Raw genomic sequence first — 26394 nt, 5'->3', positions numbered from 1 at the left:
ATAAATAAGATTGCCATTTGACCTGTGTGTGGATTCCCGATAACGTGGAAATCCGCTGGAAGCTTTCTGGATGAGCAGTCTGCTCATCATATTTATGCAGTAATTGAGATTCCCTCTGAAGCAAGTCCTCAAACTTGTTTGACCTATGCGAAAAGGATAAAGAGGGCGAATGCGAGGTAAGCGTATGACACGCAAACCCCGTCGCCATGCTCTTGGTGTGCCCGTGCGCAACGGTCCAGATGGGAATCCCGCAGAGCCTGGGGAGGTTCACTGATATGTTGTACGATAAATCCCTTGAGAGGGATAACTGTGGTTTCGGCCTGATCGCCCACATAGAAGGCGAACCTAGCCACAAGGTAGTGCGTACCGCCATACACGCACTGGCCCGCATGCAGCACCGTGGCGCAATTCTTGCCGATGGTAAAACCGGCGATGGTTGCGGTTTGCTGTTACAAAAACCTGACCGCTTTTTCCGCATCGTGGCGCAAGAGCGCGGCTGGCGTTTAGCTAAAAACTACGCCGTCGGCATGATCTTTTTAAATAAAGACGCTGAACTGGCTGCGGCTTCTCGTCGCATTGTCGAAGAAGAATTACAGCAGGAGACCCTGTCGATTGTCGGCTGGCGCGACGTGCCGACCAACGAAGGTGTTCTCGGTGAAATCGCCCTCTCCTCCCTGCCTCGAATCGAGCAAATTTTTGTCAACGCCCCTGCGGGCTGGCGTCCGCGTGATATGGAGCGTCGCCTGTTCATCGCGCGCCGTCGTATCGAAAAACGCCTCCAGGACGATAAAGACTTCTACGTCTGTAGCTTGTCGAACCTGGTCAATATCTATAAAGGTCTGTGTATGCCGGCGGATCTGCCGCGCTTTTACCTGGACCTGGCGGATCTGCGTCTGGAATCGGCCATCTGCCTGTTCCACCAGCGCTTCTCCACTAATACCGTACCGCGCTGGCCGCTGGCGCAACCGTTCCGCTACCTGGCGCATAACGGTGAAATTAACACCATCACCGGCAACCGCCAGTGGGCACGCGCACGTACCTATAAATTCCAGACACCGCTGATCCCTGACCTGCACGACGCCGCACCGTTCGTTAACGAAACCGGCTCCGACTCCAGCTCAATGGATAACATGCTGGAACTGCTGCTGGCTGGCGGGATGGACATTATCCGCGCCATGCGTTTACTGGTGCCGCCGGCCTGGCAGAACAACCCGGATATGGACCCGGAGCTGCGCGCGTTCTTTGACTTTAACTCCATGCACATGGAGCCGTGGGATGGCCCGGCGGGCATTGTTATGTCCGACGGCCGCTTTGCCGCCTGTAACCTTGACCGTAACGGCCTGCGTCCGGCGCGCTACGTCATCACCAAAGACAAGCTGATTACCTGCGCCTCTGAAGTCGGGATCTGGGATTATCAGCCGGATGAAGTCGTCGAGAAAGGTCGCGTCGGCCCAGGCGAGCTGATGGTTATCGATACCCGCAGCGGGCGCATTCTGCACTCCGCCGAAACCGATGACGATCTGAAAAGCCGCCATCCGTACAAAGAGTGGATGGAGAAGAACGTCCGCCGTCTGGTGCCGTTCGAAGACCTCGCAGACGATCAGGTCGGCAGCCGCGAACTGGACGATGACACGCTCGCCAGCTATCAGAAACAGTTTAACTACAGCGCCGAAGAGCTGGATTCCGTGATCCGCGTGCTCGGTGAAAACGGTCAGGAAGCGGTCGGCTCAATGGGTGATGATACCCCGTTTGCGGTGCTCTCAAGCCAGCCACGCATCATTTATGACTACTTCCGCCAGCAGTTCGCGCAGGTGACTAACCCGCCGATCGACCCGCTGCGTGAAGCGCACGTTATGTCGCTGGCCACCAGCATCGGTCGTGAGATGAACGTCTTCTGCGAAGCCGAAGGTCAGGCACACCGCCTGAGCTTTAAATCGCCGATCCTGCTGTACTCCGATTTCACCCAGCTCACCACCATGAAAGAGGAACATTACCGCGCCGATCGCCTGGATATCACCTTCGACGTGACCGAAACCACGCTCGAAGAGACCGTCAAAGCATTGTGCGATAAAGCCGAACAGATGGTGCGTAACGGTACGGTGCTGCTGGTGCTCTCTGACCGTAACATCGCGAAAAACCGTTTGCCGGTTCCGGCACCGATGGCCGTGGGCGCAGTGCAAACGCGTCTGGTAGAACAAAGTCTGCGTTGCGACGCCAACATCATCGTTGAAACCGCCAGCGCCCGTGACCCGCACCATTTTGCTGTCCTGCTCGGCTTTGGCGCGACGGCCATTTATCCGTATCTTGCGTATGAAACGCTGGGACGATTGATCGACACTCAGGCGATTGCCAAAGATTACCGGACCGTGATGCTGAACTACCGTAACGGCATCAACAAAGGTCTGTACAAAATCATGTCCAAAATGGGCATCTCGACCATCGCCTCTTACCGCTGCTCGAAGCTGTTTGAAGCGGTTGGTCTGCATGATGATGTCGTGGCGCTGTGCTTCCAGGGCGTAGTCAGCCGCATCAGCGGCGCAGGGTTTACCGACTTCCAGCAGGATCTGCTGAACCTCTCCAAACATGCATGGCTGGCACGTAAGCCTATCAGTCAGGGCGGTTTGCTCAAATACGTCCACGGCGGCGAATACCATGCCTACAACCCGGACGTGGTGCGCACGCTGCAACAGGCGGTACAAAGCGGTGAGTACAGCGACTATCAGGAATATGCCAAGCTGGTCAATGAGCGTCCGGCGGCCACGCTGCGCGATCTGCTGGCGATTACGCCTGGCGATGAAGCCGTAAGCATTAGCGAAGTAGAACCCGCAACCGAACTGTTTAAACGCTTTGATACCGCGGCGATGTCCATCGGTGCATTAAGCCCCGAAGCACACGAAGCGCTGGCCGAAGCCATGAACAGCATCGGTGGCAACTCGAACTCCGGTGAAGGCGGCGAAGACCCGGCGCGCTACGGCACTAACAAGGTGTCGCGCATTAAGCAGGTTGCCTCCGGTCGCTTTGGCGTAACCCCGGCGTATCTGGTCAATGCCGATGTCATTCAGATTAAAGTCGCTCAGGGCGCGAAGCCTGGCGAAGGCGGTCAGTTACCGGGTGATAAAGTCACCCCGTACATCGCTAAACTGCGCTATTCGGTACCGGGCGTGACGTTGATCTCCCCGCCGCCGCACCACGATATTTACTCTATCGAAGACTTAGCACAGCTGATTTTCGACCTCAAACAGGTCAACCCGAAAGCGATGATCTCCGTGAAGCTGGTTTCCGAACCGGGTGTCGGCACTATCGCCACAGGCGTGGCAAAAGCCTATGCGGATCTGATCACCATTGCTGGCTACGATGGCGGTACCGGCGCAAGCCCGCTCTCCTCGGTGAAATATGCGGGCTGCCCGTGGGAACTCGGTCTGGTGGAAACCCAACAGGCGCTGGTCGCTAACGGTCTGCGTCACAAGATTCGTCTGCAGGTTGATGGCGGTCTGAAAACCGGTGTCGATATCATTAAAGCGGCGATTCTGGGTGCGGAAAGCTTCGGCTTCGGTACCGGTCCAATGGTGGCGCTGGGCTGTAAATACCTGCGTATTTGCCACCTGAACAACTGCGCAACCGGCGTGGCGACTCAGGATGACAAACTGCGTAAGAACCACTATCACGGCCTGCCGTTCAAAGTGACTAACTACTTTGAATTTATCGCCCGCGAAGTCCGTGAGCTGATGGCGCAACTGGGTGTGAAGCGTCTGGTGGATCTGATTGGTCGTACCGACCTGCTCAAAGAGCTGGAAGGGTTTACCGCGAAGCAACAGAAACTGGAACTGTCTCGTCTGCTGGAAACCGCCGAACCGCATCCGGGTAAAGCGCTGCATTGCACCGAGAACAACCCGCCGTTTGATAACGGCGTGCTGAACGCTCAGTTGTTACAGCAAGCGAAACCGTTTGTCGACGAGCGCCAGAGCAAAACCTTCTGGTTCGATATCCGCAACACCGACCGTTCTGTTGGCGCGTCGCTGTCGGGCTATATCGCGCAAACACATGGCGATCAGGGGCTGGCGTCTGACCCAATCAAAGCGCACTTCAGCGGTACCGCAGGCCAGAGCTTCGGCGTGTGGAACGCGGGCGGCGTGGAGTTGTATCTGACCGGTGATGCCAACGACTATGTCGGTAAAGGCATGGCGGGCGGTCTGCTGGCAGTGCGTCCTCCGGTTGGCTCTGCTTTCCGTAGCCATGAGGCGAGCATCATTGGTAACACCTGTCTGTATGGCGCCACCGGTGGCCGCCTGTTTGCCGCGGGTCGTGCGGGTGAGCGCTTTGCAGTACGTAACTCCGGCGCAATCACCGTGGTTGAAGGTATTGGCGACAACGGCTGCGAATATATGACCGGCGGCATCGTCTGTATTCTCGGAAAAACGGGCGTCAACTTCGGAGCGGGTATGACGGGCGGATTTGCCTACGTGCTCGACGAAGACGGTGAGTTCCGCAAACGCGTGAACCCGGAACTGGTAGAAGTGCTGAGCGTGGACTCGCTGGCTATCCACGAGGAACACCTGCGCGGTTTGATTACCGAGCACGTACAGCATACCGGCTCTTCACACGGCGAAGAGATCCTGGCTAACTGGCCAGCATTCTCGGCGAAATTCGCGCTGGTAAAACCAAAATCCAGTGATGTGAAAGCACTGTTGGGTCACCGTAGTCGTAGCGCAGCAGAGCTGCGTGTGCAGGCGCAGTAAGGGGTAGCAGCAATGAGTCAGAACGTATACCAATTTATCGACCTGCAGCGCGTTGATCCGCCTAAGAAGCCGCTGAAGATCCGTAAGATCGAGTTTATCGAGATCTACGAGCCGTTTTCCGAAGGCCAGGCCAAAGCACAGGCAGACCGCTGCCTGTCCTGCGGTAACCCGTACTGCGAGTGGAAGTGCCCGGTGCATAACTACATCCCGAACTGGCTGAAACTGGCGAACGAGGGGCGTATTTTTGAAGCAGCAGAACTGTCGCACCAGACCAACACTCTGCCGGAAGTCTGTGGCCGCGTGTGCCCGCAGGATCGTCTGTGTGAAGGATCCTGTACGCTGAACGATGAGTTCGGCGCGGTAACTATCGGCAACATCGAGCGCTATATCAACGATAAAGCATTCGAAATGGGCTGGCGCCCGGATATGACCGGCGTGCGTCAAACCGACAAGCGCGTGGCGATCATCGGTGCCGGTCCGGCAGGCCTGGCCTGTGCTGATGTGCTGACCCGCAACGGCGTGAAGGCGGTGGTATTTGACCGCCACCCGGAAATCGGCGGTCTGCTGACCTTCGGTATTCCAGCCTTCAAACTGGAAAAAGAGGTGATGACCCGCCGTCGTGAAATCTTCACCGGTATGGGCATTGAGTTCAAATTGAACGTGGAAGTGGGCCGCGATGTACAGCTTGACGATCTGCTGAAAGATTATGACGCCGTGTTCCTTGGCGTAGGTACCTATCAGTCTATGCGCGGTGGGCTGGAAAACGAAGACGCTTCCGGCGTATTTGATGCCCTGCCGTTCCTGATCGCCAATACCAAACAGTTGATGGGCTTTGGCGAAAACAGCGACGAGCCGTACATCAGCATGGAAGGCAAACGCGTCGTCGTTCTCGGCGGCGGCGATACCGCGATGGACTGCGTGCGGACCTCGGTTCGCCAGAACGCAGCACACGTTATCTGTGCTTATCGTCGTGACGAAGAGAACATGCCGGGTTCCAAACGCGAAGTGAAAAATGCGCGTGAAGAAGGCGTCGAATTCCAGTTCAACGTCCAGCCTTTAGGCGTGGAAGTGAACGCCAACGGTAAGGTATGCGGTGTGAAAATGGCGCGTACCGAAATGGGAGAACCGGATGCGAAGGGCCGTCGCCGTGCGGAGATCGTCGCCGGTTCCGAACACGTTGTTCCGGCAGATGCGGTGGTACTGGCGTTTGGCTTCCGTCCGCACAGTATGGAGTGGCTGGCAAAACACAGCGTCGAACTGGATTCTCAGGGCCGCATTATTGCTCCTGAGCGCAGCGACAACGCCTTCCAGACCAGCAATCCGAAAATCTTCGCCGGTGGTGACATCGTGCGCGGTTCGGATCTGGTAGTCACCGCGATTGCCGAAGGTCGTAAAGCGGCGGACGGCATCCTGAACTACCTGGAAGTGTAATACAGCCTCTTAAGGCATCTCATCTGCCCTGGTGGGTGAGATGCCAAATTCCTGCCGCAATACCGCCAAACCTGCCGATTAAGCCAGTCTGACAACACCTTTAGTAAACAGGGCAAATAACCTTAACACCCCAAACACATCAACATCATGAATAATAACCATGTAAAAATCAGACGAAAACGTTTGCTTTACGTTGAGAACTGTATATTATGCGGCGGATTTTTTGGGCAAAATTCATGGAGGCGTTGTGTCGCAAGACAACAATTATAGCCAGGGCCCCGTCCCTCTGGCGGCGCGAAAAGGCGTAGTTCCACTAACATTTGTGATGTTGGGGCTCACATTTTTTTCCGCCAGTATGTGGACCGGTGGCACACTCGGTACCGGTCTTTCTTATAATGATTTCTTCCTGGCAGTTCTCTTCGGTAATCTTCTCCTCGGTATTTACACTGCATTTCTCGGTTTTATCGGCGCAAAAACAGGGCTCTCAACCCACCTTCTGGCGCGTTACTCATTTGGTGTGAAAGGTTCATGGCTTCCCTCTCTGCTGTTAGGCGGCACACAGGTAGGCTGGTTTGGCGTTGGTGTGGCCATGTTTGCTATCCCGGTTGGCAAAGCGACGGGAATTGACGTCAATATCCTGATTGCGGTTTCCGGTCTGCTGATGACCCTGACCATCTTTTTTGGCATCTCAGCGCTGACCATTTTATCTATCATCGCCGTACCTGCCATCGTCATTCTTGGCAGCTACTCTGTCTGGCTGGCAGTGAGCGATGTCGGCGGTTTGGAGCATTTAAAAGCGATAGTGCCGCAAACGCCGCTGGATTTCTCCACCGCACTGGCGCTGGTAGTCGGCTCGTTTGTCAGCGCAGGGACGTTAACCGCTGACTTCGTCCGTTTTGGTCGCAACGCCAAAGGTGCGGTGCTAATCGCCATGGTGGCATTTTTCCTCGGCAATTCGCTTATGTTTATCTTCGGCGCTGCGGGCGCGGCTGCGGTTGGGCAGGCGGATATCTCTGACGTGATGATTGCCCAGGGACTGCTGCTGCCCGCAATCATCGTTCTCGGCCTGAATATCTGGACCACCAACGATAATGCGTTGTATGCATCGGGCCTGGGATTTGCCAATATTACCGGCCTTTCCAGCCGTACGCTGTCAGTGGCTAACGGTATTATCGGCACACTGTGCGCGCTATGGCTTTACAATAACTTTGTCGGCTGGCTGACATTTCTGTCGGCAGCGATTCCCCCGATTGGCGGGGTGATCATCGCCGACTATCTGCTGAACCATCGCCGATATGCCGACTTCAGCAAAGTGCAATTTATTTCCGTAAACTGGATAGCGCTCCTGTCCGTTGCACTGGGCATTGCCGCAGGTCACTATATTCCAGGCATCGTGCCCGTCAATGCCGTACTCGGCGGCGTATTCAGCTATATCCTGCTGAATCCACTTTTCAATCGCAGCCTTGCTAAATCCCCGGAGGTCAGCCATGCAGAATAATAACATCACCATTCATCAGGCGCGTTTACAGGGACGTGAAGGGTTATGGCAAATCACGATTGAAAACGGGCGCTTTAGCCGTATTGAGCCTCAAGACGCAGCGACGATACCACAGGGTGAAGTGCTTGATGCTGAAGGCGGTCTGGCTATCCCACCGTTCGTTGAGCCACATATCCATCTGGACACTACGCAAACCGCGGGCGAGCCGAGCTGGAATCAGTCTGGTACGCTGTTTGAGGGCATTGAGCGCTGGGCTGAACGTAAGGCAATGCTCACTCACGAAGACGTCAAAGCGCGCGCCATGCAGACCCTGAAGTGGCAGATGGCCAACGGCATCCAGTATGTCCGTACTCACGTTGACGTTTCCGACCCTACGTTGACGGCGCTAAAAGCCATGCTGGAGGTGAAGCAAGAAGTCGCTCCATGGGTAGAGCTACAGATTGTCGCGTTCCCGCAAGAAGGCATTCTTTCTTATCCCAACGGTGAAGCGCTCCTGGAAGAAGCCGTGCGTCTGGGCGCCGACGTCATTGGCGCGATCCCGCACTTTGAATTCACGCGTGAATATGGCGTAGAGTCGCTGCATAAGATTTTCGCTCTGGCGCAAAAATACGACAGACTTATCGACGTGCACTGTGACGAAATCGATGATGAGCAATCCCGCTTTGTTGAAACCGTTGCGGCCCTGGCGCATCGCTACAATATGGGCGAACGCGTGACCGCCAGCCATACCACGGCAATGCATTCCTATAACGGCGCGTATGCTTCCCGTCTTTTCCGTCTGTTGAAAATGTCCGGTATTAACTTTGTCGCAAATCCACTGGTGAATATTCACCTGCAAGGGCGCTTCGACACGTACCCTAAGCGTCGTGGTGTTACGCGCGTCAAAGAGATGCTGGAGGCGGAGATCAACGTCTGCTTCGGTCATGATGACGTCTTCGATCCGTGGTACCCGCTGGGCACTGCGAATATGCTGCAGGTGCTGCATATGGGATTACACGTGTGCCAGTTGATGGGATACGGACAAATTAACGATGGGTTGAACCTGGTCACCACCCACAGCGCGAAAACCCTGCACCTGCAGGACTACGGTCTGAACGTGGGGAATTCTGCGAATCTGGTGATTTTGCCTGCAGAAAATGGGTTTGACGCGGTTCGTCGCCAGACGCCTGCCCGTTATTCCATTCGTCATGGTCGAGTCATTGCCGAGACGGTCCCAAGCCAAACCACACTGCATCTGACGCAGCCAGAAACGGTGACGTTTAAGCGCTAGGTCGTTACATCCCATGTCGGATGGCGTAAGCCTTGCCATCCGACACAGTCTCTCATTCTCAAGCTTGTAATAAACTGGCGCGGACTTTGATCACCACCTTTTTGATGTCCATCGGGGCCTGCACCACACAACCCGGTTTATGCGGCTCGCCCGGCATAAAAATCACAAATTTTCCCGGCTTCAGTACCATAGCCTGCTCATCGGCAATCTGACTGCACAGCTGATAATCATCCTCAACGTGCATCTCTTCGCAGTGACGAGCAGAATCGGTCATCCCAAACAGAATACGTTCTTCGCCGGACAACAGCATCTGAATATCAATGTACTGCTGATGCAGCTCCGCTTTCTTTTGCTCTGGGCTCTGCGTTGTAAATTGCATGACATTCATAAAAATATTCTCGCCCTGCAACGTGTAGCGCCCAGGCATCTTCTCCTGCGGATTCGCCGCAATGGCAAGCGTTAACGCCTGCTGCAAGACCGGATGTAATCCGGCAGAAGGCAGTGAATTCAACGCATCTGATATCATCATCATTCTCCCTGGGCCAACAGCGCGGCCCCCAGTAATCCAGCGTCATGACGGTAATGCGCCGCCAGCAATTCCACGTGATAGGCCAAAGGCTCTTGTGCCAGATAATGTTCCACCAGCGCCAGATACCCTTCAGCCAGCCCAACGCTGCCGCCAATCACCACAATCTGGCAATCGGTCGTGGCCTTCACATCGGCAACAAGCCTTGCCAATGTTCGCGCTGAGCGATGGATCAACCGACTTGCCTGCTCATCCCCCTGCCCGGCACAGCTAAAAATAGTTTTGGCGTCGCATCCGGCAAGCGCGCCTTCGGCTGCCGCCGCTACTCCACGACCGGATGCGATCGCCTCAACGCAGCCCACACGCCCGCAGCCGCACATGGGCCCATGCGGGTCAGCCAGCGTATGTCCCAGATGCCCTGCCAGACCGCCGATTCCAGTCAGCAGTTTCCCACCGCTGACGACTCCCCCGCCCACGCCTGTGGAGACGGTAATAAACACCAGATCGCGGTACTCACCACCAAGCGCATGGTACTCAGCCCACGCCGCTGCCTGTGCGTCATTGACGGCCAGCGTCGGCAGGTCGGTGATTTGTTCCAGCGTTTGTGTCAGCGGAAAATGCATCAACCCGCCGAGGTTATGCGAATTCAGCGCCAGTAAAGCCCCCTCACGGATAATCCCCGTCGAGGCGATCGCCACCCGATTAGCACGCCCCTGTAGCGGTGCAACCAGTGTTTGTAACGCAGCGCGCAGCGCTTGCGGCGTTTTACTGGCAGGCGTCGGCAGTTCATGCCGCTCGCGGACTTGCAGATTGTTCTCTACCAGCGCGGCAGCCAATTTGGTGCCGCCAATATCAATCGCCAGTGTGGTCATGGCGCAGCCTCATGCATCGTGGTGGCGCTCTGTAGCTCGAAGAACGACATATTTCTTCCCTTACGGCTATTGCCCGGTTCAGCACCGGGCAATTGGATTAACTTTTGGATTTCACCATGGTGCTTTTGTCACCGCCGAACGGCACGGCACCGCTAAACGGTCGACCATCAATGGCATCATGCGTACGCAACGCTTCAGGACGCAGCCAGCGCTGTACACGGGACGGCATATCAAGACCAATCAGCAGGATCACTACAAATGTCAGGCCGAAAGAGAGCGATCCCAGCGCGGTACCCAGATCAAGACGTTGGGCAATCAGCGCGCCGATGATCGGTGCCAAAGCCCCGCCCAGTGCGCCCACGTTATAGGTGAAGCCCAATCCCGCCGCACGCTGATCGGTATCGAAATAGCCGCCAATCAGTTTTGGTAAGATCCCGGAGATCCCCTGGCCGAGCATTTGTTGGAAAAACAGCAGCAAACCCAGTACCCAAACGTTTGAACCGCCTATCGCAAATACCGGAATAATCAGCAACTGCGAGGCCAGCAGACTGCAGACATAGGCTTTACGCGTGCCCAGCCAGTCACCAAGAAAACCGCCGACGCAACAACCAACCGCCGCACCAAAGCCGCTAAAGAAGAGCACTCTGGCCACCGTGGAAGGATCGTACAGCAGTTCCGTTTTCAGATAGGTTGGCAACAGCGCCTGAATCGGCCACGAGTACAGGAAGGCAAATAGCACGACCACCATCAGCATCACGCCCGTCGGCCAGCGTTTCCCGCTGCTTTGCACCATAAAGCTAATGAAGATAAAGGCGCATATCAGTCCCAGGACCGCCACGATAGCCGCATTTTGCAGGTTGCCAGCAAAGCAGAACCACAGCGCGGTTGCAGCGGCGAGCGTCATCAGAATATTAATTACCCGATGCTCGCCCCGGTAGAGAATGTCCACCATCGTGCGTACCGGCGCTTTGCCTTCGTGTTTCTCTTTCCAGTCTTCCGCTTCCGGAATATTTTTACGCAGCCAGAGGGCGAAGATAATTGGCAGGATGCCGATGAAAAACAGCGCACGCCATCCCCAGACCGGGACCACCAGGCTGTAAACCTGGGCGGCGATCACGGCACCAACGGAAAAGCCGGAAATCAGGAAACCACTGGCTTTGTTTCGCAGGTGTTTAGGCCAACTTTCAATAACATAGGTTGCGCTGGAGCCATACTCACCGGCCATTCCCATACCGATAACCAGGCGGGCGATAAACATGGTGGTGTAGCCCGGCGCGAAACCGCAGGCCAGCGTTCCCACAGAGAACAGAATGATGCTGGTGACCATTGCCAGACGGCGTCCGTAGCGGTCGCCCATTGCCCCCAGCATTAACCCGCCAAACCAACGGGAGATAAAGGCGGCCGAGATCAGGCTGGCGGCCTGCACCGTCGTCAGTCCGAATTCGCCCTGCACTTCTGTCAGCACCAGGGCGATTAACACAAAATCGAAACCATCAAGCAAATATCCCAGCCAGGCGGCGGAAAATGCCCGCCATTGAGCCCGATTGAGATGGCGATACCACGGGATGTTCTGGGTAGAAGTACTCATTTTACTCTCCCGACGATTTTTGTTGTTGTGCCGGGTGGTGACTTTGCCTTACCCGGCCTACGGTCGAAAATCCAGGCCGGGCAAGCGAAGCGCCCCCGGCGACCCGCGATTACGCCTTTTCCGCCAGCAGTTGGTTTGCCAGCGCTTTCAGTTCCGGCAGATAGTGTTCATCTACCGGGGCAAAGGGTTTACGGCACAGTGGGACAGAAACCACATCCATATAGTGCAGTACTGTTTTCAGGCCGCGGAACACGCCAACCTTAATAAGCAGATCGATAACCTTATTGCACTCGGTTTGCAGCTTTTGCGCCGTGCGAATGTCACCTTCTTTGAGCGCTTTCACAATTCCCTGATAGCGCCACCCCATGATGTTGTAAGTGCTACCGATACCGCCATCTGCGCCCGCGAGCAGTCCGGAAGCGAAGATTTCGTCATAGCCGTTATAAAGCACCAGATCGGGATGAGCGCGGCGGATCTGTTCCATCTGATAGAGATCGCCTGAAGTTTGCTTCAGAGCACCAACGCCCGGCAGCGTCACCAGCGTGTTGATCTGATCCAGCGTCAGTTTTACGCCGCTCAGCGCCGGAATGTTATAGACCACCATCGGTAAACCATCAGCGGAATCAATAATTGCGCGGTAGTGATCGCAATGTTCTTCAAAGCTGAACGGATAGTAAAACGGTGTAACGGCCGAAACGGCATCAAAGCCGTAACGATGTGCCGCGCTCGCCAGCTGTTGGCTCTCTTCAGTACTCACCGTGCCAACGTGGGCGATCAGCGTCACCTTACCTTTCGCCTCTTCGGCAACAATTTCCAGTACCTGCTCTCTTTCAACGCGGTTTTGGACAAAGGCCTCACCCGTTGAGCCACCGACATAGAGCCCGTCTACACCCTGACCAATGTTGAAACGCACCAGGCGGCGCAAACTCTCGATGTCCAGTCTCTGTTGGTTATCGAATGGGGTTAACAACGCTGGCATTACGCCTTTTAAATCTCTTGCCATAACGACCTCTGACGATGATTAGTGTTATCTGACTGCATACCTTTATACCTGTTATACCAGATCAAATAAGCAGCAATACAATAGAGAACGCTTATAGTGCGATCTACTTCACTAAACACGTCATCCTTCGAGCCGCCTCTGCGTTAGCTGCGTTCGCTCACCCCTGTCACATAGTTATCTATGCTCCAGGGAACTCGCTCTCCTGCCGCCTTGATGCAACTTGAATGATTTTGTGTTTAAACGATCGTCAGGATCGCGATCACTTACGCAATTTTTTACTTTTGCTGAAGGCGTGCCAGGTCGCGGAAACGCTGTTGAGGTGTTCTTGCAGTGCGCGGTCAGCTTCCTCAGGATCGCGCTGACGAATAGCTTCTACAATCGCGATATGCTGCTGATAACTCACGTTGTTGTGCTCATACAACTCTTGATCGGCAACGGTCGGACGGGCGGCAATCAGCCAGTCTAACAGCGCAACATGGATAGCCATAAAGATAGGATTACCCGGGATCTCAGCCAGTACACGGTGAAAATCAACGTCCGAGCGGATGAACAACGTATTGTCATCGAGCGACTGGCTGTTGATCTCCAGTGCTTTAGCCAGTCTGTCGATTTGCTCATCTGTCGCATGTTCGGCGGCGTATCGTACCAGGCTGGATTCAAAGAACAGTCGCAACTGCTCGAAGTGGGCAATGCCGCCGGGATGTGCGAGGAAATCTTTCGCCATACCAGACAGCTCGCTAATGATGGTATCAGCTGAAGGACGCGAAACGCGGGCGCGCTCGCCGTTGTTGATTTGTACCAGACCTTTGCGTTTTAACGCGGCCAGCGCTTCTCGTACAGAAGGACGGCCCACGTTAAAGAAGGCCATCAGCTCCCGCTCAGACGGCAACTGTTCGCCCTCGCCAAATTCCCGACGACGAATCATCTGCTCCAGTTCTTCTTCAACCATTTCAGACAGTTTTTTACGCGCCAACGGGCGATTGCGTAAGCTACGGCCAATGGTGGATGGAGAGTCTTCAGCTTGCGAATCAAATGCGTTCATAGGGTCCATTCAGCTAAGTCGTGGTGACAAACAACAGCGGGTTTATCCTAACACAGGATCGAAAGCAGGGTGAAATGATGGACGATCTGATCCGGCTGGCTTATTGATAATATACGTAACAGCAATATTATTTTAAGCGAGTATCTTCTGCCTCATTTTAATTGAATGGAGTTAAATAGCTTCATGAAAATTATGAACATGAACGTGATAATTTATCATAACATTCTATTTTATAACGATAAATAATTACATCATTGAATTAAAAATAAGATATTCACTCCATAAAAAATGCCCAGAAAAATATAACATCCGTTTTGACAACAGCGTTATTACCGGATTTATCTTCTTCTCTGGCATGGAGTGAAACAATGTTCGGCATCATTATCTCTGTCATCGTTTTATTAACGATGGGTTACCTGATCCTCAAAAACTACAAACCGCAGGTCGTGCTGGCCGCCGCCGGGATCTTTCTGATGATCTGCGGCGTCTGGCTGGGCTACGGCGCGTTGGTCGCTGACGACAAAAGCAGTGGCTATCTACTGGTCGATATTTACAACGAAATTTTGCGTATGCTCTCCAACCGTGCGGCCGGACTGGGGTTATCAATCATGGCGGTGGGCGGTTATGCCCGTTATATGGACAGAATGGGGGCCAGCAGAGCGATGGTTAGCCTGTTAAGTCGCCCGCTCAAGCTAATCCGTTCCCCCTATGTAGTTCTTGCCGCCACCTATGTGATTGGTCAGATCATGGCGCAGTTCATTACCAGCGCATCCGGGTTAGGTATGTTGCTGATGGTGACGCTGTTCCCAACACTGGTTAGTCTTGGCGTGAGCCGTTTATCCGCTGTTGCGGTCATTGCCACTTCGATGTCGATTGAATGGGGCATTCTGGAAACCAACTCTATTTTTGCCGCGCAGGTCGCGGGCATGAAAATCGCCACCTATTTTTTTCAATACCAGTTGCCCGTCGCGTCGTGTGTCATTGTCGCCGTCGCCATTGCGCATTTTTTCGTTCAGCGTCAATTTGATAAAAAAGCCGCACCGGAAAGTAACGGATTTGCGGAACAAAAGACGCTGGAAAACGTACCTCCGCTCTATTACGCCATTCTACCTGTCATGCCGCTGATCCTGATGCTGGGCTCGCTTGCCCTTGCACAAATGGGACTAATGAAAGCAGAGTTGAATCTGGTGGTGGTGATGTTGATGAGCATGACGCTGACTATGTTTGTTGAATTCCTGCATAAACATAATCTGCGCGAAACGATGGATGATGTGCAGGCTTTTTTTGACGGCATGGGGACGCAGTTTGCCAACGTTGTCACGCTGGTGGTCGCCGGTGAAATCTTTGCGAAAGGGTTGACGACTATCGGGACTGTCGACGCCGTCATAAAAGGCGCAGAGCATTCCGGTCTTGGCGGCATCGGCGTGATGATCATCATGGCTGTAGTCATTGCCGCCTGTGCGATCGTCATGGGGTCAGGCAACGCGCCGTTTATGTCTTTTGCCAGCCTCATTCCGGATATTGCCGCCGGGCTGCATATTCCTGCCGTAGTAATGATTATGCCGATGCATTTTGCCACTACGCTGGCCCGGGCGGTGTCACCCATTACCGCGGTCATTGTCGTGACATCGGGTATTGCCGGCGTATCGCCCTTTGAAGTGGTAAAACGAACAGCAATCCCGATGGCAGTAGGATTTGTGGTGAATATGGTAGCCACCATCGCGCTGTTTTATTGATGCCAAAGCCAGAAAACAGAACAGGCCCCAAAGGGCCTGTTTTTTATTTCACTATTTATTTCACTACGCGCAGCGCTGGACGCCCACCGCGAGGCGGTGGCGGAGTATCATCCGGATCGTTGTCGTCGCCATTATCAGGCTTATCGCCATCAATGACCGACATGACCGTTTCACTCTCAAAACCAGACGCGTCGTTGTCGTCATCATTTAAGCTGGCAACATCTTCGTCGTAGGCGGCTTCCGGTTCGAACATCGTACCGGCGCCATTTTCACGTGCATAAATTGCCAGAACGGCAGCCAACGGCACAGACACCTGACGCGGCACACCACCGAAGCGCGCGTTAAAGCGCACTTCATCGTTAGCCAGTTCCAGGTTGCCCACCGCACGCGGTGCAATATTCAGAACAATTTGCCCGTCACGCGCATATTCCATTGGAACCTGCACGTCCTGGAGCGTCACATCCACCACCAGATGCGGCGTGAGCTGGTTGTCCAGCAACCACTCATAGAACGCGCGCAGCAGATACGGACGGCGTGGTGTTAGCTGTGGCAAATCCATACAGATTAACCCCGGCCCAGACGCATTTCACGTTCAGGCTCAGTCAGAGAAGCCAGGAAAGAGTCACGTTCGAAGACGCGAGTCATGTACCCTTTCAGTTCTTTCGAACCTGCACCGTTGAATTCAATACCCAGCTGCGGTAAACGCCACAGCAGCGGCGCCAGGTAGCAGTCTACCAGGCTGAACTCATCGCTCAGGAAGTAAGGTTTCTGGCCAAATACTGGCGCGATTGCCAGCAGTTCTTCGCGCAGACGCTTACGCGCGACTTCGGCTTCAGATGCAGAACCGTTCACGATGACATTCATCAGCGTGTACCAGTCTTTTTCAATACGCTGCATGTACAGGCGGCTTTCACCACGCGCAACCGGGTAAACCGGCATCAGCGGCGGATGCGGGAAGCGCTCATCCAGGTATTCCATAATGATGCGAGATTCCCACAGGGTCAGCTCACGATCCACCAGTGTCGGTACGCTCTGATTCGGGTTGAGGTCGATCAGATCCTGAGGTGGATTGTCCTTCTCCACATGCTCAATCTCGAAACTAACACCTTTCTCAGCCAGCACAATGCGGACCTGATGGCTATAGATGTCAGTAGGACCAGAAAACAGCGTCATTACCGAACGTTTGTTGGCAGCGACAGCCATGAAAACCTCCAGGTATATTCAGAATTTTTACTGCTACCAGCCACTCAGTGGCCAGCCAGAAGTGATGTCACCCAGGCTCGGGAAAGTCATTACTGTTCAAAATACAAACAAAAAATGAACGATACCGGACATTTGGGCAGAAAATTGGATGATAGTTTACCAGATTTTGTGACCTTTGTGGTGAGTCGATTCTTGAAATGGGGAAAAAGAGGTGGCAATCAGCGGATTAGCGTGGATCTGAGGCGAGAAATAACGATAAAAAAACCCGCCGAAGCGGGTTTTTTCGCAAATTGTCGTCTGCCGAAGCAGAGTACAATTAACGTTTGGAGAACTGAGGACGACGACGTGCTTTACGCAGACCGACTTTCTTACGTTCAACCTGACGAGCATCACGAGTAACGAAGCCAGCTTTACGCAGTTCGCCACGCAGGGATTCGTCGTACTCCATCAGAGCGCGGGTGATACCGTGACGGATCGCACCAGCCTGACCAGAGATACCACCACCTTTAACAGTGATGTACAGATCCAGTTTCTCAACCATGTCGACCAGTTCCAGCGGCTGACGAACTACCATGCGGGCAGTTTCACGACCGAAGTACTGTTCCAGAGAACGTTGGTTGATTACGATTTTACCACTGCCCGGTTTGATGAAAACGCGAGCTGCGGAACTTTTGCGGCGACCAGTGCCGTAGTATTGATTTTCAGCCATTGCCTATAATCCCGATTAGATGTCAAGAACTTGCGGTTGCTGTGCCGCGTGGTTGTGCTCGTTGCCAGCGTAAACTTTCAGTTTACGGAACATAGCACGACCCAGCGGGCCTTTTGGCAGCATGCCTTTAACCGCGATTTCAAGCACACGCTCAGGACGGCGAGCAATCATCTCTTCAAAGGTCGCTTGTTTGATACCACCGATGTGGCCGGTGTGGTGATAGTACACTTTGTCAGTACGCTTGTTGCCGGTTACAGCAACTTTGTCAGCGTTCAGAACGATGATGTAATCACCGGTATCTACGTGCGGAGTATATTCCGCTTTGTGCTTACCGCGCAGGCGCAGAGCCAGTTCGGAAGCCAGACGGCCCAGAGTTTTACCGGTCGCGTCAACAACATACCAGTCGCGTTTTACGGTTTCTGGTTTAGCTGTAAAAGTTTTCATTAAAAGCTTACCCAAATAAATAAGTTACACGTTGGTGAACACCCAAACGTTTTGTCAGTTGAGGTTCACACGACATTGTCCAGCAAACCTACCCCTTCGAATAGCCTATGCCGGCGCATAGAAAGTTTTGGGAAAAAAACTCTCTCGTAACGTGGGGTCGCAAGATTATAGAGAAGTCAGGGTCAAAGATCGACCCCTTTATGTGATTTGCGGCAGGTTTAACCGGCTAAATGTTCCCGCTTCAGATACTCTTCGCTTTGCATCTCCTGCAAACGCGACAAACAACGCTGAAATTCAAACTTCAGACGCTCGCCCTGATAAATTTCATAGAGGGGTGATGCCGCACTGACCACCAGCTTGACGTGGCGTTCGTAGAACTCATCCACCAATGCGATAAAGCGTCGCGCTTCACTCTCCATCAGCGGGGCCATGACCGGCACATCAGACAACAGCACCGTGTGAAACAGACGCGACAGCGCAATGTAGTCATGCTGACTCCGGGCATCGACACAGAGCGTGGTAAACGACACCGCCAGCGTCTGATTTTCTACAGCCAGGGTTTGCATAGGACGATGGTTAATCTCCAGCGTTGGCGCATGTTCACCTTTGGTTCCCGCTAATGCCAGCCAGAGCTTATCCATCTGCTGGCGGGTTTCCTCATTCAATGGCGACAACCACAAATGCGCCTGCGTTAAGGTACGCAGACGATAATCGACGCCGGCATCGACATTCATGATGTCACAATGCTGTTTGATGGCATCAATGGCAGGAAGAAAACGCGTGCGTTGCAAACCGTTGCGATATAGCTCATCTGGCGGAATATTGGAGGTCGCCACCAGCGTAATGCCACGGGCAAACAGCGCCTTCATCAGGCCGCCAAGCAGCATGGCGTCGGTGATATCAGAAACAAAAAATTCGTCGAAGCACAGCACGTCCGTTTCGGCCTTAAAGCGGTCGGCGATGATTTCCAGCGGATCGCTCTGCCCTTGTAAGGCAGTAAGCTCTTCATGCACGCGCAGCATAAAACGGTGAAAGTGCAAACGCTGTTTACGTTCGCCCGGCAGGCTATGGTAAAACAGATCCATCAGCCAGGTTTTTCCACGCCCAACTCCGCCCCACATATACAAGCCACGCACCGATGCGTTGATCGGCGACTCACGCTTGCCCAGCAATTTACCAAAACGCGCCATCAGTCCGCTCTCCTGCGGTGCAGGACGTGCTGGTGTCGTAAGCGCCTGGAAAATTGTTTCCAGTCGATTCACGGCTTCGAGTTGTACGTTGTCGGGCTGATGACTGCCGTCGCTGAGGGCTTGCTGGTAACGCGATGTCGGGGAAAGGCTTTGCATGATGTTATTGTTATTCCTTGAGAATCGATGTGCCGTCGCTCACGGTTGACGAAAAAAAGGCCGTTCTACATTACGTGATATAAACACGGGATTCCACTTCTACGGGATTAGCGGTTATAGTGGCATAATCAGGCGCAGGCATGGAGCCTAAAGCCAACACCCTACGGAAACACAAGACAACGGGAGATGTTCATGACCTGGGAATATGCGCTAATTGGGTTAGTCGTCGGTATCATTATTGGTGCTGTAGCCATGCGTTTTGGTAATCGTAAATTACGCCAACAGCAGGCATTGCAGTACGAACTGGAAAAAAATAAAGCTGAGCTGGAAGAGTACCGCGAAGAGCTGGTGAGCCACTTTGCCCGCAGCGCTGAATTGCTGGATAACATGGCGGACGATTATCGTCAGATTTACCAACACATGGCGAAAAGCTCCAGCAACCTGCTGCCGGGTATGTCGCCGGAAAACAACCCGTTCCGTAACCGTCTGGCAGAGTCTGAAGCAGGCAACGATCAGGCGCCGGTTCAGATGCCACGTGACTATTCTGAAGGGGCATCCGGCCTGCTGCGTAGCGGCGCAAAGCGCGACTAACCGCACATCGTTAAGAAATTTATTGGGCGCAGCAATTGCGCCCTCCGCTTCTCTTCCTGTCCCAGCTATTATTTAGTCGTTAGCCGCATTGTGACCTAACCGAAAATTCAATAACATCAACCTGTTTTGAATCATCTTCCGTTTACTCAAGGTACGAGAGCAGGATCCATGAAAAAACAAACCCAGCTGTTGAGTGCATTAGCGTTAAGTGTCGGGTTAACTCTCTCGGCGCCATTCCCGGCCATTGCGTCGATTCCCGGCCAGGTTCCCGGTCAGGCAGCGCTTCCCAGCCTTGCTCCGATGCTGGAGAAAGTGTTACCAGCAGTGGTGAGCGTAAGGGTCGAAGGCACCGCCACTCAGGGACAGAAAGTCCCGGAAGAGTTCAAAAAGTTTTTTGGTGATGAACTTCCCGATCAACCTTCACAACCTTTTGAAGGGCTGGGTTCAGGGGTCATTATTGATGCCGCCAAAGGCTACGTCCTGACCAATAACCACGTCATTAACCAGGCGCAAAAAATCAGCGTTCAGCTTAATGATGGCCGTGAGTTCGACGCTAAGCTTATCGGCAGCGACGATCAGAGCGATATCGCACTGCTACAAATTCAGCACCCCAGCAACCTGACACAAATTGCTATTGCCGACTCAGACAAACTCCGCGTAGGTGATTTCGCGGTGGCTGTGGGTAACCCGTTCGGTTTGGGTCAAACGGCCACCTCCGGCATTGTATCGGCTTTAGGTCGCAGTGGGTTGAACCTGGAAGGTCTGGAAAACTTTATTCAGACTGACGCCTCTATCAACCGCGGTAACTCAGGCGGCGCATTGCTCAACCTGAACGGTGAGCTGATCGGTATTAACACCGCGATTCTGGCCCCCGGCGGCGGCAGCATCGGGATTGGTTTTGCAATCCCGAGCAACATGGCGCGCACGCTGGCACAGCAGCTGATGCAGTTTGGTGAAATCAAACGCGGTCTGTTGGGTATCAAAGGCACCGAAATGACCTCGGATATCGCCAAAGCGTTCAAACTGGACGTACAGCGTGGCGCGTTTGTCAGTGAGGTTCTGCCTAACTCCGGCTCCGCAAAAGCGGGAGTGAAATCTGGTGACGTCATTACCAGCCTCAACGGTAAACCGCTCAACAGCTTCGCCGAACTGCGTTCACGCATTGCGACAACCGAACCTGGGACCAAGGTCAAACTGGGCCTGCTGCGTAACGGTAAACCGCTGGAGGTTGAAGTCACCCTCGATACCAGCACATCTTCGTCCGCCAGCGCAGAGATGATTGCGCCTGCGTTGCAAGGGGCCACGCTCAGCGACGGTCAGTTAAAAGACGGCACCAAAGGCATCAGAATTGATAACGTAGAAAAAAGCAGCCCTGCCGCACAGGCCGGTCTGCATAAAGATGACGTTATCATTGGTGTTAACCGCGATCGCGTAAACTCAATCGCCGAAATGCGCAAAGTGCTGGAAGCGAAACCGTCGATCATTGCTCTGCAGGTGGTGCGCGGTAACGAGAGTATTTACCTGCTCCTGCGTTAACGCATGCAACCGGACATCAGCCCCTCGTGTGATGTCCGGTAAACTCGTGATATGCTGCTGCCGTTCCCTTTATTAATGACGCCGCCATCATGTTTGTGAAGCTTTTACGTTCGGTCGCGATTGGTTTAATCGTCGGCGCCATCCTGCTGGCCGCGATGCCCTCTCTGCGAAAAATTAATACGCTTACCGCACCGCAGTTCGACAGTGCAGATGAAACGCCCGCTAGCTATAACCCGGCGGTTCGCCGCGCAGCGCCTGCCGTCGTGAACGTTTATAACCGCAGTATGAACAGTACCGCGCACAACCAGCTTGAGATCCGCACGCTCGGCTCAGGCGTTATCATGGATCAGCGCGGCTATATCATTACCAATAAGCACGTCATTAACGATGCCGACCAAATCATCGTCGCATTGCAGGACGGTCGCGTATTTGAAGCGCTGCTTGTGGGGTCTGATACGTTAACCGACCTTGCGGTGCTGAAAATCAACGCCACTGGCGGGCTGCCAACAATCCCAATTAATAACAAACGCGTGCCGCACATTGGTGACGTGGTACTCGCCATCGGTAACCCGTACAACCTTGGGCAAACCATCACTCAGGGGATCATCAGCGCCACCGGTCGAATTGGCCTGAACCCAACAGGACGGCAAAACTTCCTGCAAACAGATGCTTCCATCAACCACGGAAACTCCGGCGGTGCGCTGGTCAACTCACTGGGTGAATTGATGGGGATTAACACGCTGTCATTTGATAAGAGCAACGATGGCGAAACCCCGGAAGGGATCGGCTTTGCCATTCCGTTTCAGTTGGCGACTAAAATCATGGATAAGCTGATTCGTGACGGGCGCGTGATTCGTGGCTACATCGGCATCAGCGGTCGCGAAATTGCACCACTGCACGCTCAGGGCGGCGGGATGGATCAAATTCAGGGGATTGTGGTTAACGAAGTAGCCCCGGACGGTCCGGCTGCGCAGGCAGGCATTCAGGTTAACGATCTGATTATCTCGGTCAATAACAAACCGGCAGTGTCTGCACTGGAAACGATGGACCAGGTGGCAGAGATTCGACCAGGTTCAGTTATCTCCGTTGTCGTGATGCGTGATGACAAACAGTTGACGCTGCAGGTAACGATCCAGGAATACCCAGCCACCAATTAACGTCACGTCTGGCGGCCTACTGACCATAAAAAAACCGGAGCATGTTTGAACTGCGCCCAAAAAGTTGGACACCCAACGAAGTAAGGTGCAGTTTTTTATGAGCAAGTATTCTCTCAGCTTCAAGCTTGAGGTTGTGCAGCACTATCTTTCCGGGCTGGAAGGACAGGAGGCGACTGCAAAACGTTTTGGTATCGATCACAGTGCCGTTCGTAAATGGTCTGCTGCCTGGAAGCTCCATGGCGAAGCCGGGCTTACAACCCGGCATTTCACCTATTCTCCTGCTTTTAAAGAGTCCGTTATCCTGCATATGCGTGAACACCAGCTGTCTGTTCGCGAAGTCTGTGCAAAATTCACTATCCCTGCCTTTTCCACTGTTAGTCAGTGGGAACGACTGTATGATGAAGGGGGATTAGAAGCCCTTACAGACAGTCGACGCAGGAAAAAAACGATGCCAGAACGCCCTGAGAATCACCCCGTCCCTCCTTTGCAGACCCCTCTTGCTCCGGATGAACGTGAGGAACTTGAACAACTGCGTGCTGAAGTGGCATATCTAAAAAAGCTGCAGACCTTACTCAGGGAAAGAAGCACGTCAGGACGCGGGATAAAGCGCAGGTCGTGAATGAGTTAAGGCTGAAGTTCCCTCTTGCACGCTTGTTAAAAGCTGCAGGGCTGGCAAGAAGCACGTTCTACTGGCAACTGGCCAACGGTAAAAAACCAGACAAATATGCCGATGATAAGCAGCATATTTTAACGCTGTTCCATAAACATAAAGGACGGTATGGATACAGGCGAATCACGCTGGCTGGCCGCCGGGAAGGAAGCTTACTGAACCATAAAACGGTTCCGAGGTTAATGAAGGTGTTAGATTTAACCTGTTGTATCAGAAGGAAAAAATATAACTCTTACAAAGGCCGGCATGGGAAAGTTGCGGGTAATGTACTGAACCGGCAGTTCAGTGTGGATAAACCCAACCAGAAGTGGGTAACAGATGTCACGGAATTTAAAATAAGCGGAGAAAAGCTGTATCTGTCCCCGGTTCTGGATCTGTATAACGGAGAAATAGTAGCGTATCAGATGGAGTCCCGTCCTCTTCTGTAGATGGTGGATAACATGCTGTCGAAGGCTATATCTGTACTGGGCAAAAACGAATACCCGCTGCTCCACTCAGATCAGGGCTGGCAATATCAGATGGCGCATTATCAGAACCGGCTAAAGGAGGCGGGTCTAAAACAGAGCATGTCAAGAAAGGGAAACTGTCATGACAATGCAGTGATGGAGAGCTTCTTCGGCACACTGAAATCTGAGTGTTTTTACCTCACGGAACACAAGAATATCAGCGAGTTGCGCATGGCTATCGATGACTACATCCACTATTACAACCATGAAAGAATAAAACAGAAACTGAAAGGCCTGAGTCCGGTAGAGTACCGAACCCAGGCCCAGATAACCGCTTAAAATAAACTGTCCAACATTATGGGGTCAGTTCATGTTGGCTCCGGTTTTTTTTTTTAGGCGATATCGTAGAGAGTTAGTACGTAATGCCTGATGGCATTACGCTTATCAGGCCTACAAATACACGCAGGCCTTTCTTCGCGTTACTTAACGAACTCTTCGCCCAGAGTAATATCTTTTTTCAGCGTATCCAACATGCCTTCCAGCGAGCTTTGTTCAAACGCGCTCAGCTTGCCGATAGACTGACGCTCTTCTACGCCGTTTTTACCCAGCAGCAGCGGCTGAGAGAAGAAACGAGCATACTGGCCGTCGCCTTCAACGTAAGCACATTCAACCACACCTTTTTCGCCGCTCAATGCGCGAACCAGGGACAGGCCGAAACGTGCAGCAGCCTGACCCATAGACAGGGTTGCAGAACCGCCACCAGCTTTGGCTTCCACAACTTCAGTACCCGCATTCTGGATACGTTTAGTCAGGTCAGCGGCTTCTTGTTCGGTGAAGCTTACGCCAGGAATTTGTGACAGCAGTGGCAGGATGGTTACGCCAGAGTGGCCGCCAATAACCGGAACTTCAACGTCGCCAGGTTGTTTGCCTTTCAGTTCCGCAACAAAGGTGTTGGAGCGGATGATGTCCAGCGTGGTCACGCCAAACAGTTTGTTCTTATCGTATACGCCTGCTTTTTTCAGCACTTCTGCAGCGATAGCAACGGTAGTATTCACCGGGTTGGTGATGATACCGATACACGCTTTCGGGCAGGTTTTAGCAACTTGCTGGACCAGGTTCTTCACGATACCGGCGTTGACGTTGAACAGGTCGGAACGATCCATACCCGGTTTACGTGCGACGCCCGCAGAGATCAGTACCACATCAGCACCTTCCAGTGCAGGGGTAGCGTCTTCGCCGCTGAAGCCTTTGATTTTCACAGCAGTAGGGATATGGCTCAAATCAACGGCCACACCAGGTGTTACTGGAGCGATGTCGTACAGGGAGAGTTCTGAACCTGAAGGCAGTTGGGTTTTTAACAGTAATGCTAGCGCCTGACCGATACCACCAGCAGCGCCGAGGACTGCAACTTTCATCCTAAACTCCTTATTATATTGATAAGCAAAATGTCTATTGCTCCGCGGCGGCGACCTTAATTCACAAATCCAATGAATACAACAACCACGCGTCAAGAATGCGTAGTCACGCAAATTTGGCTTTTATGCATTTAACTTACGTAAAATAAAACCTAAGTTACGTAATTCAAAACCACCCACACAGTAGAGCAACTTTCCAACAGGTGCTGACAATATACCCTACCCACCTCTCAAAACAACATCAATTTGATAACATTTAATTTACTTTTAACCTTATTTGCGAGCCGTGACACAGGCATGTTTCTTGATAACGAAATTTGATAAAATTCCGCTCTTTCATAACATTATTTCAGCCTTGAACAAGGCAGACTGTTTGCATAAAAATTCATCTGTATGCAGAATAATGTTGTTTCTACCGCCATATTACGGGTGACTTATGCGAAGCTCGGCAAAACAAGAAGAATTAGTAAAGGCGTTTAAAGCGCTGCTTAAAGAAGAAAAGTTCAGCTCTCAAGGCGAAATCGTCCTCGCGTTGCAGGATCAGGGCTTTGATAATATCAATCAGTCCAAGGTTTCACGCATGCTGACCAAATTTGGCGCCGTGCGTACCCGCAATGCGAAAATGGAAATGGTGTACTGCCTTCCGGCTGAGCTGGGCGTACCCACGACCTCCAGTCCGCTGAAAAATCTGGTGCTGGATATCGACTATAACGATGCGGTTGTGGTTATTCATACCAGCCCCGGCGCTGCTCAGTTGATTGCACGTCTGCTGGACTCATTGGGGAAAGCGGAAGGTATCCTGGGTACGATTGCCGGTGACGATACCATCTTCACCACCCCAGCTAAGGGTTTTACGGTAAAAGATCTGTACGAAGCCATTCTGGAACTGTTCGAACAAGAACTGTAATACCGCCTCCCCGCCGCCTCGCGGCGGGGGAAAACACTCTCTTTTCATCCCCCTCCTTCTCTTTTCCACTGCTATTGATTTAACAAATGGTGCGTTTAACCATCAAAATACATTCACATGGTGAATGTGCAGTCTTAAAAACGCACATTTTGCAAAACCAAGTATCTACATGATTTAATTAAATTTAATTTGTATAAGCTGTTTAAAACGCTCTTTTTAATTCCATTGAGTTATAAAAGATCATTTTCTTAACACTCAAAACCCAATG

At 52.9% G+C, this 26394-nt stretch carries 20 protein-coding genes and 1 pseudogene; 10 read left to right on the top strand and 11 right to left on the bottom strand.

Annotated elements, in window-relative coordinates:
- Positions 1-275: 275 nt before the first annotated feature.
- The 4 genes from gltB to OGY06_RS01275 all read left to right on the top strand — a co-directional run bounded on the left by gltB (position 276) and on the right by OGY06_RS01275 (position 8935).
- Positions 276-4736 (top strand): glutamate synthase large subunit, encoded by a 4461-nt coding sequence (gltB, locus tag OGY06_RS01290; RefSeq protein WP_003828779.1) that lies wholly within the window; start codon positions 276-278, stop codon positions 4734-4736.
- Positions 4737-4748: 12 nt separating this feature from the next.
- Positions 4749-6167, top strand: a complete 1419-nt coding sequence (locus OGY06_RS01285) for a glutamate synthase small subunit (protein WP_063941616.1) — start codon at positions 4749-4751, stop codon at positions 6165-6167.
- A gap of 247 nt (positions 6168-6414) precedes the next feature.
- Positions 6415-7665, top strand: coding sequence for a cytosine permease (gene codB / locus OGY06_RS01280; RefSeq protein ID WP_286604478.1), 1251 nt, complete (start codon positions 6415-6417; stop codon positions 7663-7665).
- Positions 7655-8935, top strand: coding sequence for a cytosine deaminase (locus OGY06_RS01275; protein ID WP_063941618.1), 1281 nt, complete (start codon positions 7655-7657; stop codon positions 8933-8935). The genes codB and OGY06_RS01275 overlap by 11 nt, the downstream gene beginning before the upstream one ends.
- 58 nt (positions 8936-8993) lie before the next feature.
- On the opposite strand, the gene nanQ is transcribed toward OGY06_RS01275, so the two are convergent.
- From nanQ to nanR, 5 genes are all read right to left on the bottom strand, one after another.
- Positions 8994-9461 carry an N-acetylneuraminate anomerase gene (gene nanQ / locus OGY06_RS01270; RefSeq protein WP_063941630.1) on the bottom strand — a complete coding sequence of 156 codons (468 nt, stop codon included), beginning with the start codon at positions 9459-9461 and terminating at the stop codon, positions 8994-8996.
- 2 nt (positions 9462-9463) lie between these two features.
- On the bottom strand, positions 9464-10333 hold the full coding sequence (gene nanK / locus OGY06_RS01265; protein ID WP_218667145.1) for an N-acetylmannosamine kinase: 870 nt from the start codon (positions 10331-10333) through the stop codon (positions 9464-9466).
- Between the two features lie 97 nt (positions 10334-10430).
- Positions 10431-11921 carry a sialic acid transporter NanT gene (nanT, locus tag OGY06_RS01260; protein ID WP_003828791.1) on the bottom strand — a complete coding sequence of 497 codons (1491 nt, stop codon included), beginning with the start codon at positions 11919-11921 and terminating at the stop codon, positions 10431-10433.
- Positions 11922-12030: 109 nt separating this feature from the next.
- Complete coding sequence (gene nanA / locus OGY06_RS01255; protein WP_003828793.1) at positions 12031-12924, bottom strand: N-acetylneuraminate lyase; 894 nt, start codon at positions 12922-12924, stop codon at positions 12031-12033.
- Between the two features lie 259 nt (positions 12925-13183).
- The gene (gene nanR / locus OGY06_RS01250) at positions 13184-13975 is read right to left on the bottom strand and encodes a transcriptional regulator NanR (protein WP_126317335.1); all 792 of its coding nucleotides are present in this window, start codon (positions 13973-13975) and stop codon (positions 13184-13186) included.
- 359 nt (positions 13976-14334) lie between these two features.
- On the opposite strand from nanR, the gene dcuC reads away from it, so the two are divergent.
- Complete coding sequence (gene dcuC, locus OGY06_RS01245) at positions 14335-15702, top strand: anaerobic C4-dicarboxylate transporter DcuC (RefSeq protein ID WP_003828798.1); 1368 nt, start codon at positions 14335-14337, stop codon at positions 15700-15702.
- Between the two features lie 55 nt (positions 15703-15757).
- On the opposite strand, the gene sspB is transcribed toward dcuC, so the two are convergent.
- From sspB to zapE, 5 genes are all read right to left on the bottom strand, one after another.
- Positions 15758-16261 (bottom strand): ClpXP protease specificity-enhancing factor, encoded by a 504-nt coding sequence (gene sspB, locus OGY06_RS01240; RefSeq protein ID WP_003025130.1) that lies wholly within the window; start codon positions 16259-16261, stop codon positions 15758-15760.
- Positions 16262-16266: 5 nt separating this feature from the next.
- Positions 16267-16905, bottom strand: a complete 639-nt coding sequence (gene sspA / locus OGY06_RS01235; RefSeq protein ID WP_003025132.1) for a stringent starvation protein SspA — start codon at positions 16903-16905, stop codon at positions 16267-16269.
- Between the two features lie 316 nt (positions 16906-17221).
- Positions 17222-17614 (bottom strand): 30S ribosomal protein S9, encoded by a 393-nt coding sequence (gene rpsI / locus OGY06_RS01230; protein ID WP_003025138.1) that lies wholly within the window; start codon positions 17612-17614, stop codon positions 17222-17224.
- 15 nt (positions 17615-17629) lie between these two features.
- Entirely contained in the window at positions 17630-18058 is a 429-nt protein-coding gene (gene rplM / locus OGY06_RS01225; RefSeq protein ID WP_003025141.1) for a 50S ribosomal protein L13, read from the bottom strand.
- Between the two features lie 218 nt (positions 18059-18276).
- Positions 18277-19404, bottom strand: a complete 1128-nt coding sequence (gene zapE, locus OGY06_RS01220) for a cell division protein ZapE (protein ID WP_286604476.1) — start codon at positions 19402-19404, stop codon at positions 18277-18279.
- A 192-nt stretch (positions 19405-19596) separates the two neighbouring features.
- On the opposite strand from zapE, the gene zapG reads away from it, so the two are divergent.
- From zapG to OGY06_RS01200, 4 genes and pseudogenes are all read left to right on the top strand, one after another.
- A complete protein-coding gene (gene zapG, locus OGY06_RS01215; RefSeq protein ID WP_003025147.1) occupies positions 19597-19995 on the top strand; it encodes a Z-ring associated protein ZapG in 399 nt (132 codons plus the stop codon).
- A gap of 168 nt (positions 19996-20163) precedes the next feature.
- Complete coding sequence (degQ, locus tag OGY06_RS01210) at positions 20164-21531, top strand: serine endoprotease DegQ (protein WP_003828805.1); 1368 nt, start codon at positions 20164-20166, stop codon at positions 21529-21531.
- Between the two features lie 89 nt (positions 21532-21620).
- Positions 21621-22688, top strand: coding sequence for an outer membrane-stress sensor serine endopeptidase DegS (gene degS, locus OGY06_RS01205; protein ID WP_003025154.1), 1068 nt, complete (start codon positions 21621-21623; stop codon positions 22686-22688).
- Between the two features lie 97 nt (positions 22689-22785).
- Positions 22786-24143, top strand: a pseudogene (locus tag OGY06_RS01200) (IS3 family transposase).
- Positions 24144-24283: 140 nt separating this feature from the next.
- On the opposite strand, the gene mdh reads toward OGY06_RS01200, so the two are convergent.
- A complete protein-coding gene (gene mdh, locus OGY06_RS01195) occupies positions 24284-25219 on the bottom strand; it encodes a malate dehydrogenase (protein WP_008785953.1) in 936 nt (311 codons plus the stop codon).
- Positions 25220-25655: 436 nt separating this feature from the next.
- On the opposite strand from mdh, the gene argR reads away from it, so the two are divergent.
- Positions 25656-26126, top strand: a complete 471-nt coding sequence (gene argR, locus OGY06_RS01190; protein ID WP_003025162.1) for a transcriptional regulator ArgR — start codon at positions 25656-25658, stop codon at positions 26124-26126.
- Positions 26127-26394 lie beyond the last annotated feature (268 nt).

It is taken from the genome of Citrobacter sp. Cpo147, from assembly GCF_030332405.1.
Taxonomy (GTDB): domain Bacteria; phylum Pseudomonadota; class Gammaproteobacteria; order Enterobacterales; family Enterobacteriaceae; genus Citrobacter; species Citrobacter portucalensis.
The sequence above is the reverse complement of the archived record's forward strand: the minus strand, read 5'-3'. Positions and strand labels throughout refer to the sequence as shown.

What these genes read in the sequence shown, in the direction of transcription:
- nanT (WP_003828791.1), bottom strand. Translation starts at nt 11,921, where the DNA reads ATGAGTACTTCTACCCAGAACATCCCGTGGTATCGCCATCTCAATCGG.
- gltB (WP_003828779.1), top strand. Translation starts at nt 276, where the DNA reads ATGTTGTACGATAAATCCCTTGAGAGGGATAACTGTGGTTTCGGCCTG.
- zapG (WP_003025147.1), top strand. Translation starts at nt 19,597, where the DNA reads ATGACCTGGGAATATGCGCTAATTGGGTTAGTCGTCGGTATCATTATT.
- mdh (WP_008785953.1), bottom strand. Translation starts at nt 25,219, where the DNA reads ATGAAAGTTGCAGTCCTCGGCGCTGCTGGTGGTATCGGTCAGGCGCTA.
- rplM (WP_003025141.1), bottom strand. Translation starts at nt 18,058, where the DNA reads ATGAAAACTTTTACAGCTAAACCAGAAACCGTAAAACGCGACTGGTAT.
- dcuC (WP_003828798.1), top strand. Translation starts at nt 14,335, where the DNA reads ATGTTCGGCATCATTATCTCTGTCATCGTTTTATTAACGATGGGTTAC.
- OGY06_RS01285 (WP_063941616.1), top strand. Translation starts at nt 4,749, where the DNA reads ATGAGTCAGAACGTATACCAATTTATCGACCTGCAGCGCGTTGATCCG.
- nanR (WP_126317335.1), bottom strand. Translation starts at nt 13,975, where the DNA reads ATGGACCCTATGAACGCATTTGATTCGCAAGCTGAAGACTCTCCATCC.
- argR (WP_003025162.1), top strand. Translation starts at nt 25,656, where the DNA reads ATGCGAAGCTCGGCAAAACAAGAAGAATTAGTAAAGGCGTTTAAAGCG.
- sspB (WP_003025130.1), bottom strand. Translation starts at nt 16,261, where the DNA reads ATGGATTTGCCACAGCTAACACCACGCCGTCCGTATCTGCTGCGCGCG.
- degS (WP_003025154.1), top strand. Translation starts at nt 21,621, where the DNA reads ATGTTTGTGAAGCTTTTACGTTCGGTCGCGATTGGTTTAATCGTCGGC.
- rpsI (WP_003025138.1), bottom strand. Translation starts at nt 17,614, where the DNA reads ATGGCTGAAAATCAATACTACGGCACTGGTCGCCGCAAAAGTTCCGCA.
- degQ (WP_003828805.1), top strand. Translation starts at nt 20,164, where the DNA reads ATGAAAAAACAAACCCAGCTGTTGAGTGCATTAGCGTTAAGTGTCGGG.
- sspA (WP_003025132.1), bottom strand. Translation starts at nt 16,905, where the DNA reads ATGGCTGTCGCTGCCAACAAACGTTCGGTAATGACGCTGTTTTCTGGT.
- zapE (WP_286604476.1), bottom strand. Translation starts at nt 19,404, where the DNA reads ATGCAAAGCCTTTCCCCGACATCGCGTTACCAGCAAGCCCTCAGCGAC.
- nanK (WP_218667145.1), bottom strand. Translation starts at nt 10,333, where the DNA reads ATGACCACACTGGCGATTGATATTGGCGGCACCAAATTGGCTGCCGCG.
- nanA (WP_003828793.1), bottom strand. Translation starts at nt 12,924, where the DNA reads ATGGCAAGAGATTTAAAAGGCGTAATGCCAGCGTTGTTAACCCCATTC.
- OGY06_RS01275 (WP_063941618.1), top strand. Translation starts at nt 7,655, where the DNA reads ATGCAGAATAATAACATCACCATTCATCAGGCGCGTTTACAGGGACGT.
- nanQ (WP_063941630.1), bottom strand. Translation starts at nt 9,461, where the DNA reads ATGATATCAGATGCGTTGAATTCACTGCCTTCTGCCGGATTACATCCG.